This window comes from Nodularia sp. UHCC 0506 (assembly GCF_034931045.1).
Taxonomy (GTDB): Bacteria; Cyanobacteriota; Cyanobacteriia; order Cyanobacteriales; family Nostocaceae; genus Nodularia.
Map to the genome: position 1 here is coordinate 74,361 of NZ_JAYGHH010000016.1, position 9,608 is coordinate 83,968.

Sequence of the window (9,608 nt, forward strand, 5' to 3'; positions counted from 1 at the left end):
TCTGGTCTTGAAGTGAACCAAGGCTTATGTAAAACTGATGATCTTTCGCTTCACAGCCTACATCAGAGGAACTAAAACATGGCGCGTCTAGCACTGCTGAGTGTATCTAACAAAACTGGTATAGTTGACCTGGCTCGTCGCTTGGTCGAAGAATTTAATTTTGATTTAATCAGTAGTGGGGGAACGGCAAAAACCCTCAAGGATGCGGGGCTACCAGTGACAAAGGTTTCTGATTACACTGGTTCACCTGAAATTTTAGGTGGTCGAGTTAAAACCTTACATCCTCGCATTCATGGCGGAATTTTGGCGCGGCGAGATATTCCCCAACATTTAACTGATTTAGAAAATAACCAAATTCGCCCGATTGATTTAGTGGTAGTGAATCTTTATCCCTTTGAGGAAACTATTGCTAAACCTGGGGTGACGTTATCTGAGGCTGTTGAACAAATTGATATCGGTGGTCCAGCGATGTTGCGGGCTGCATCGAAAAATTTCGCTCATCTGACGGTATTATGTGACCCGGCACAGTATGAGGAATATTTGCAGGAATTAGGGCAAAATAACGGTTCTGCATCTTTGGAGTTTCGCCAAAAATGTGCTTTAAAAGGTTTTTCTCATACGGCTAGTTATGATCAAGCGATAGCAGCTTATCTTAGCCAACAATCTCAAGATTCTCTACCCCAGGAATATAACCTTTCTGGACAGCAATTGCAATCTCTGCGTTACGGCGAAAACCCTCATCAATCTGCTGCTTGGTATCAAAGCGGGACTACTCCCACGGGTTGGGCTGCGGCGACGAAATTGCAAGGTAAGGAACTGAGTTATAATAATTTGGTGGATTTAGAAGCCGCCCGCCGCATTATTGCTGAGTTTACTGATACTCCCGCCGCAACGGTGATTAAGCACACAAACCCCTGTGGTGTGGCTGTGGGCAGTACTCTGGTGGAAGCATATCAAAAAGCTTTTAATGCTGATTCAATTTCAGCTTTTGGGGGAATTGTGGCACTGAATCGCCCTATTGATGCGGCAACAGCTAATGAGTTAACCAAGACATTTTTGGAATGTGTGGTTGCGCCTGGTTGTGAACCCCAAGCCCAAGAAATTTTAGCGGCGAAATCTAAACTACGGATTTTAACGTTACCAGATTTGAGCAGTGGCCCCCAGGATACCGTGAAAGCGATCGCTGGTGGTTTTTTAGTCCAAGCTGCTGATGATGCCATAGCTGATACTAGTCAATGGCAAGTAGTCACTGAACGTCAACCCACCCCGGATGAGTTAGCCGAGTTACTGTTTGCTTGGAAGGTCTGTAAACACGTTAAATCCAATGCTATTGTGATTACAAGCGATCGCACTACTCTAGGCGTAGGTGCTGGTCAAATGAATCGCGTTGGTTCAGTTAAAATAGCCTTAGAACAAGCTGGCGCAAAAGCCCAAGGCGCAATTCTCGCCAGTGATGGATTTTTCCCCTTCGATGATTCTGTGAAAACAGCCGCAGCAGCCGGAATTACTGCCATTGTCCAACCAGGCGGAAGTTTGCGCGATCAAGATTCCATCAAGGCTGCAAATGAGCTAGGTTTAGTCATGGTGTTAACTGGTGTGCGCCACTTTTTACATTAAATCTTTGGGAGTTAGCTTGTGCCAGTTTACAAACTGTCACATATTACACTTGTATTCTCGGCAAACAGCAGTATTCTCTAGTTGTGTGTGAGGAGCAAGTTAAAAATAAAAAGCGTTTGGGGTGGAAACACGGTAACACTCCCAGACGCTTTTTAATTTATAATTCGTAATTCGTAATTTGTAATTCGTAATTTGTTATATCAGGCTAGGCCAATATCATTCTAAATTTTAACTTTCGCTGAAACTGTTCCCTATTCCCTGCCTCCACGACAAAACTTTTATGCCTAACGGCACGCTACGCGAACAGCAAACCCTATTTAAGATTTGCCCTCTAGCGGGTTAGCAATGTATTTAAATGCTGGCTCAGAATTCCAGGGGCCACGCTGATCTTTACCATCGCCATTTGTAGATAGGTTGTAATAAATATCAACCGTTTCATCAGGCTGAATATTACCAAAAAATGGTTCATCCAATTTACCCAATGAATCCAAAGCTTTCATAAACATTCGAGTATGAGAAACTTCTCTTGTTAATAGATGAACCAAAGTCTCTTTAGTTCCTTCATCTGTTGCTAACTTAATTAATTCTTCGTAAGTTTGACGTGCGCCAGCTTCTGCGGCAATATTAGCTCTCAAATCCCTGACGACATCTCCACCTTCATTCAAGTAATTTGCCGTCCAAGCACTTCCTTGACTATCTAGAAAGTGAGGTCCTATACCTCTGACAGCAAAAAGAGTGCTTTTATATGCCTCTGTCTGATCCATATTTTTGGTATGACCTTCAATCAGTCTACCAACCATTTCTAAATGACTAAATTCCTCCAGAGCAATGTCTTGGAGCATATCTCGAATTCCAGCATTTTCAACATGAAAAGATTGTACCCAATATTGCAAAGCTGCTGATAGTTCTCCAGTTGCTCCGCCAAACTGCTCTAGCAGTAATTGGGCAAAACGAGGGTCAGCTTCAGCAATATTTACAGCATGAATTGTTTCTTTTTTATGGTAAAACATAGGATACCTCTTAAAGAAAGCATTTTTAAATTTCAAAAATGACTCAGTTGGACAAAATAAATTAATTAATATCGCAGTTTTCACCTGAGTGAGAACAATATTGATAGCTTGAAGTTCTTAATGTCCTAAACGCCCTACTACCTCTCTAAGCGCAGCTATGCCCCGGCTTTACAGCACTCTGCTATATGATATTTTAGTTGCCAAAACTATAAACCCGCTAGAGATACTACCCTTTGGTAGTATCGATGCGTTGAATTAAAGAAATTAACATTTAGGTTGAGAGAACGTCGCAATTCCCGTTAGCTATAAACTTGATATTGAACTTACGAGATTGATGTGTAAGCAGATTTAGCAGGCACGTTCCTCATCTATTCGTCAGTTAGTGGCTAATTTAAATTAGGCACTAGTGCGGCTGGTAAATAGTCCCCACAAATAAATAGCAATGATGGAGCCAATAACTGCAACAAAAAGCCCTGGTATGCTTAAACTAGTAGCCGTTAATTGTAGCGTTCCCGTTTGTAGCAGACTAAATATACTACCTCCGACAAACGCACCGATAATACCCAAAATCATTGTTGAGAGAATACCACCACCTTGAGAGCCGGGATAAATCGCTTTACCGATTGCACCAGCCAAAAGTCCTAAAATTGCCCAAGCAATAAGATTCATAATTTTCCTCTAAAATCTCAACTGTATTTATCTTAGCAATTCTTATTTACAATTGTTTCAACCAGAGGAAATAGTTATTAAAACCAAAAGGTAGATAAATACCTATGTGAGTTGAGATGAAAGGCTGAAATGCTTATTTTGTTTTGGCTCTTGGAGTGCTTTTTTAGCAAGATTACTATATCTTAAATGAATATTAATTTTATCAGGATAATTGGTAATGTTTCATGAGCATAATTACCAATTACCCAGTTTTTCTGAGCAGTAAAATAAAAAAATGTTTGTAATTCTGAGCTTAAATTGCCTGAGAGAATTGTTTATCTCTGGTTTGATTATATTTATCAAATGTGACAGCAATATTTCTCACCAGTAACCTACCGATATCTGTAATCTGGATGCGGTTGGTTGAAATTTTGACGAGTTCATCAGCTGCTAGTGTTTCTAATGCCTTTAACTCATGGTCAAAATAATCATCGAAATTGATGTGATATTTATCTGCAATATCTTGCTTATTCAGATGAAAGTGAGACATAATGCACATGATCACATCCCGTCTGATGATGTCATCTTGACTTAGTTTAATTCCTTTACTAATGGGTAAAATATCTGCCGCGATCGCCTGATAATAATCCTTTAATTGTTTGTGGTTCTGCACATAGGCATCATGAAGCATACTGATGGATGTAGCACCAAAACCTAAGAGTTCTGTTCCCGCATGGGTAGTGTATCCTTGAAAGTTGCGCTGGAGGGTGTGATTTTGTTGCGCGATCGCTAATTCATCATTATGTTTGGCAAAATGATCCATCCCGATGAATAGATACTTGCTATTGGTTAATTCTTCAATAGTCATTTTGAGAATTTCCAACTTTTCCTGCGGTTGCGGTAATGCTGCTTGAGGAATATTTTTTTGCGCTGGCTTCATCCACGGTACATAGGCGAAGTTAAACACAACAATGCGGTTAGGGTCTAATGCAATGGTCTTTTTGACTGTTTCTTGAAATGTCTGGAGGGTTTGATAAGGTAAACCATAAATCAGGTCTACATTCACACTGTCAAACTTGGCAGCTTTAATCCAATCCATGACATCAAACAGCAGTTCTTCTGGCTGGACACGATTCACGGCTAATTGGACTTGGGGATTAAAATCTTGAATCCCAAAGCTAATGCGGTTAAACCCCACTTCGCGGAGAAAGAAAATATAGTCTTGATCTACGTAGGTGGGATTAATTTCAATGGAAATTTCGGCTTGTGGATCAATATTAAAGTTTTCGGTGATATGTTTCCATAAAAATTTCACTTGGTCGTGATTTAAATAATTAGGTGTACCACCACCCCAGTGAATTTGCAGCACTTTTCGATCTCGATCAATCAAGGTTGCCATGTTCTTGATTTCTCGTACCAAATGTTCTAAGTAAGGCTTGGCGATATTCTTATTTTGGGAAATGACTGTATTACAGCCGCAGAAGTAGCAAGCAGTCTGACAAAAGGGAATATGGAAATATAGAGACAGAGGAGATTTTCGGTAGTTGGAGGCGGCGATCGCACCGTGAAAATCGGTTACAGTAAATTCTGTACTTAACTCTGTAGCGGGCGGGTAACTCGTGTATCTCGGCGCAGGATTATCATACTTTTTGATCATATTCAGATCAAATTTGACACTAGGCAAGACAAAAACCATCAAAACCTCCAAGAAACTGTAACCATCCCGCCTCATGTAGCGTGGCGGAAATCAAACTACCATTCAATAAATTTGTCTACTCTCGCTGTTGTCTAGTGTAGAGAGTTGCGGGAGTGCGTGATGTGTTGACTCCCACCAAACAGCCTCAATAATCTCAAATGATCGGATATGTTGTTTTTGTTGGCGATCATTTTCTCTCACCAAATTATTTAACTATCAATATTTTGATAACTATAAAATTATTAATATTTCTTTATATTTTTCTGGTTGTAAATCAACAGTACCACAACCCACCATCCCAGATCATCAAGGCGTTAGGACTAACACCAATAAAAAACCCTACCCAAAACTGATCATTTTGGTAGGGTGTACACCTTAGACTTATCCATCATGCCATTACCCAATTCTGTTAGCTGAAACAGCACAGATTAAGTATTTTATTGAATGGGTAATAGATAGTTACTTGCGGGTTGGGTGCTTTTATCTAACGTTTAGCGAACTTCTTGGTTACTTTCCGTAAACGAATTGATTCTGGCGTAACTTCCACCAACTCATCAGGGCCGATATACTCCAAAGCCCGTTCTAGACTCATATCGATTGGTGTTTGCAATTGTACTAGTTCCTCACCACCAGAAGCCCGGTGATTGGTTAACTGCTTCGTCTTACAGACATTCAATTCCAAGTCTTGAGGACGATTATGTTCACCGATAATCATGCCTTTATACACCTTAGTACCTGGAGTGATAAAGAATGCGCCTCTATCTTCTGAGTTTTTCATGGCGTAGAAAGTCGAAACACCTTCTTCAAAAGCAATGAGAACGCCTTTGTTCCGGGCTTCAATTTCTCCAGACAGGGGACGATAATCATGGAAACTGTGGTTCATGATACCTTCACCACGAGTCATCCGCATAAATTCACCCCGGAAACCAATCAAGCCACGGGCGGGAATAATAAACTCTAGTAGTGTGCGTCCATTTCCCACAACTTGCATATCTTGCATTTCGCCTTTGCGTTGTCCCAGGCGTTCAATACAGCTACCAACAGCGTCTTCGGGAATATCCAATGCTAGGAGTTCAAAAGGTTCGCAAGGTTGACCGTTGATTTCGCGGTAAATTACTTGTGGTTGAGATACTTGGAACTCGAAACCTTCACGGCGCATGGTTTCAATTAAGATACCCAAGTGTAATTCACCCCGACCGCAAACTTGGAATTTATCGGGAGAATCAGTTTCTTCGACTCGGAGGGCGACGTTAGTTTCTAATTCACGGAATAGGCGATCGCGTACTTGTCTTGATGTCACCAGTTTACCTTCCTGACCAGCAAAGGGTGAATCATTTACCCAGAAGGTCATTTGTAAAGTGGGTTCATCCACCTTAATTAGTGGTAAAGCCTGGGGTTCGTTGGGGTCAGTAATGGTTTCCCCAATATAAGCATCAGCGAAACCGGCCACAGCCACAATATACCCGGCGGTAGCTTCTTCCATTTCCACCCGCTTCAGTCCTTCAAATCCCATTAATTTGGTAATTTTGGACTTGACAATTGTACCGTTTTCTGTTACCAGAGCCGCTTGTTGTCCAGCCCGGATTGTACCATTGTGGATTCTACCAATCACAATCCGTCCCAGATATTCTGAATAATCTAGGGTAGTAACTTGCAATTGCAGAGGCTTATTGATATCACCAACAGGAGGTGGAACGTGTTGCAGAATGGCATTAAACAGGGGCTGCATATCTACCGCTTCGGCTTCCATGCTTTCTTTAGCAAAACCGCTCATTCCAGAAGCAAATAGATAGGTAAAATCACATTGGTCTTCATCTGCGCCTAATTCCAAGAACAGATCCAAAACCTTATCTACAGCCACGTGGGGGTCAGCTTGGGCGCGGTCAATTTTGTTAATAACAACGATGGGGCGCAGTCCTTTTTCCAGAGCTTTTTTCAAGACAAAGCGTGTCTGGGGCATAGGGCCTTCGTTGGCATCGACAATCAACAGACAACCATCAACCATGCCTAGTACCCGTTCAACTTCGCCGCCAAAGTCAGCGTGTCCTGGGGTATCAACAATATTGATTAAGGTTTCTTTGTAGCGAACGGCTGTATTTTTAGAAAGAATTGTAATACCCCGCTCCCGTTCTAGGGTGTTGGAATCCATGACACAATCCGGAACGTCTTCACCTTCTCGGAAAATACCAGATTGTTTGAGGAGCGCATCAACCAGGGTAGTTTTGCCGTGGTCAACGTGGGCGATAATGGCGACGTTGCGAATTGGGAGCGTCATAGGAGCTTTTAGTGAACTCAAGAGGGGGTTTTCAGATTCAATTTTCAATGCTGAGTTGCTTTAACAGAATTGTTTATGATTAGCAAATTCTGTAAAGAACCTTTAACAATTCTAGCCTAATCTACACAATTCCGGGGGGTTTTCTTGAGGCTATCCTAGAATAAATATTTTTTTTGAGCATTTTCTCTATAATCGTGTCACAATTAGCACCAAATTTGTAAATTAGCAAGGTGATGTTGAAGTTTGAGACTGGAAATCTGTAAATTCAGTCATTGAGGAGAAATGCGATCGACTAAAATTAAAATAATGGTAGTTGAACCAAAAGATGTTCAGCGTTACATTACCAGTGACGGTAGAGTTCCCTTTGCTGAGTGGTTTGACGCACTTAGAGATACAAAAGCTAAATCTATAATCGATAAAAGACTCAACCGAGTCAGTCTTGGGAATTTAGGAGATTATCGCTCAGTTGGGCAAGGTGTCTATGAACTAAAGATAGATTTTGGACCCGGCTACCGAATTTATTTTGGACAAATTGGCACAATAATTATACTCATCCTCTGTGGCGGAGATAAAAGCACCCAAAACCAAGATATTCGTAAATCGATAGAGTATTTGCAAGACTATAGGAGACGAGAAAATGCCAACCAGTGATAGTTACCATGATTATCTAATTTCACGCCTCAAAGATCGAGATTATGCTACTGTCTATCTTGAAACTCACTTAGAATTAGAAGAAGAAGAAAAGCCAGATCGTGAGTTATTAACACTTGCACTAAGCCATGTAGCTAATGCTCTGGGTGAAGAAAATATGACTCCAGAAAAGGTAAAACTACAGATAAAAGAAATAGATACACTGTTCTCCCCAGGAGGAAGCGAACCAATTCACAAATTTGGTAATTGGCTAAATGCTTTGGGCTTGAAACTACCTGATTCTAAGCTGAGACAAATTAAACATTTCCAGATGAAACCCTCACACACAGGCTCTCAGACTCGGCGAAAGTTTAGTAAATTTTAATATAGTAGGACTTCTATCTTCAGACTAACTATTATGTATGGTTCTGTGAATTTATTTTACCTACTTATTTAACTTTCAACCAACTAAAAATATCACTTGCTTTTAACTGCCAATCTGTTAACACATCGAGAACAGGTAATATATCAGTATTGTATTTAACTTCAGGCAATTGATTCGGTTGAAATACCATCACCGATTTATCATTAGGGTCAATAAACCAACCTAATTTAGTCCCCTGGTTAATACAAAAAATAATGTTATTAATTACATGATTAGGAGATTGATCAGGTGATAAAATTTCAATAATCCAATCTGGATAACTTTCAAACCTATTGGCAATTTCTCCATCTGCATCAGTGGGGATGCGTGACCACTCAAACACAGCAATATCAGGAACTAAAGAACGTCCCCCAAAGGTACAGCGTAACTCCGTTAATGCTAAAGCTTTTTGCTGGGGTTCACCCACCTGATTGATATTGGTTGATAAACAAGTTTGGATTCTGCTATGTTTTCCCTGGGGCATTGGTTTTTGATAGATGCTGCCGTCGATATATTCACTAGCTGGTTTAGTTTCTGGTAATTGCAGAAATTCTGTGAGGGAAAGCTGGGAATTTACCTGAGTCGAAAGTGCCATTAGCAAATACTCCTAAAATATAAAAATATGGTAATTTAGCTCGTAGTAATTGCTCTTAACCTTTAATTCAGGACTAAAGTCCTGACTACAAACCTTTAATTATTTACTACGACTTACAATAATCTTTTTAAAGGCTGCGTAAACCCAGGAACAACATCTTCACCATCCAAAATTGCTGTAGCTGGATACTGAGTAATTGACCCATCCCGACGATAAACCAAAGCTTGCTGATTTTGACGGTCAATCAACCATGCTAACTGCACACCATTGGTAATATATTCTGACATCTTGGCTTTAAGTTTCACCAAACTGTCATTTTTAGAACGAATTTCAATCACAAAATTAGGAGCTAAATTAATAAAACCATCCTCTTGCTGATCCCAATTTTCTGGTAAACGACCTTTAGCCACAAAAGCAGCATCAGGAGACCTTACTGCCGTATTTGGTAATCTAAAACCTGTACTTGGTCCAAAAACCTCACCTAAATCTTGACTTTCCACCCAAAACAACAAATAAGCACCTGCTTTTATTTCACGATTTCCAGAAATTCCCCCAGTTGGTGGCATAGTTTCTAAAGTTCCATCAGCATTGCGTTCAAACCGCAGTTCCGGGTTTTGCGAACTCATCAACATCAATTCTTCATCAGTGACAGCATAACAAGACTGCACCGTTACTTTTTCACTGTTCATGATGATGCCAGATGGAATGACATC

9 protein-coding genes are annotated in these 9,608 nt (G+C 40.5%); 3 read left to right on the plus strand and 6 right to left on the minus strand.

Annotation, left to right across the window (positions count from 1 at the left end):
• The first annotated feature begins 78 nt into the window (after window positions 1-78).
• On the plus strand, window positions 79-1,617 hold the full coding sequence (purH, locus tag VB654_RS12000) for a bifunctional phosphoribosylaminoimidazolecarboxamide formyltransferase/IMP cyclohydrolase (RefSeq protein ID WP_323213990.1): 1,539 nt from the start codon (window positions 79-81) through the stop codon (window positions 1,615-1,617).
• Between the two features lie 317 nt (window positions 1,618-1,934).
• On the opposite strand, the gene VB654_RS12005 is transcribed toward purH, so the two are convergent.
• The 4 genes from VB654_RS12005 to typA all read right to left on the minus strand — a co-directional run bounded on the left by VB654_RS12005 (window position 1,935) and on the right by typA (window position 7,246).
• Complete coding sequence (locus VB654_RS12005) at window positions 1,935-2,627, minus strand: manganese catalase family protein (protein ID WP_323213991.1); 693 nt, start codon at window positions 2,625-2,627, stop codon at window positions 1,935-1,937.
• Window positions 2,628-3,023: 396 nt separating this feature from the next.
• Window positions 3,024-3,296, minus strand: a complete 273-nt coding sequence (locus tag VB654_RS12010) for a GlsB/YeaQ/YmgE family stress response membrane protein (RefSeq protein ID WP_323213992.1) — start codon at window positions 3,294-3,296, stop codon at window positions 3,024-3,026.
• Between the two features lie 292 nt (window positions 3,297-3,588).
• On the minus strand, window positions 3,589-4,971 hold the full coding sequence (gene hemN / locus VB654_RS12015; RefSeq protein ID WP_323213993.1) for an oxygen-independent coproporphyrinogen III oxidase: 1,383 nt from the start codon (window positions 4,969-4,971) through the stop codon (window positions 3,589-3,591).
• 484 nt (window positions 4,972-5,455) lie between these two features.
• Window positions 5,456-7,246: a translational GTPase TypA gene (gene typA / locus VB654_RS12020; RefSeq protein WP_323213994.1), complete on the minus strand. Its 1,791-nt coding sequence runs from the start codon at window positions 7,244-7,246 to the stop codon at window positions 5,456-5,458.
• Between the two features lie 306 nt (window positions 7,247-7,552).
• Here typA and VB654_RS12025 point away from each other — a divergent pair, with 306 nt between their 5' ends.
• Both VB654_RS12025 and VB654_RS12030 read left to right on the plus strand, forming a co-directional pair.
• Window positions 7,553-7,897 (plus strand): type II toxin-antitoxin system RelE/ParE family toxin, encoded by a 345-nt coding sequence (locus VB654_RS12025; RefSeq protein ID WP_323213995.1) that lies wholly within the window; start codon window positions 7,553-7,555, stop codon window positions 7,895-7,897.
• Window positions 7,884-8,261, plus strand: coding sequence for a transcriptional regulator (locus VB654_RS12030; RefSeq protein WP_323213996.1), 378 nt, complete (start codon window positions 7,884-7,886; stop codon window positions 8,259-8,261). The genes VB654_RS12025 and VB654_RS12030 overlap by 14 nt, the downstream gene beginning before the upstream one ends.
• A 64-nt stretch (window positions 8,262-8,325) precedes the next feature.
• On the opposite strand, the gene VB654_RS12035 is transcribed toward VB654_RS12030, so the two are convergent.
• Both VB654_RS12035 and VB654_RS12040 read right to left on the minus strand, forming a co-directional pair.
• The gene (locus VB654_RS12035; protein WP_323213997.1) at window positions 8,326-8,895 is read right to left on the minus strand and encodes a Uma2 family endonuclease; all 570 of its coding nucleotides are present in this window, start codon (window positions 8,893-8,895) and stop codon (window positions 8,326-8,328) included.
• Between the two features lie 113 nt (window positions 8,896-9,008).
• The coding region (locus VB654_RS12040; RefSeq protein WP_416235680.1) for a Uma2 family endonuclease at window positions 9,009-9,608 on the minus strand (600 nt) is incomplete at its 5' end.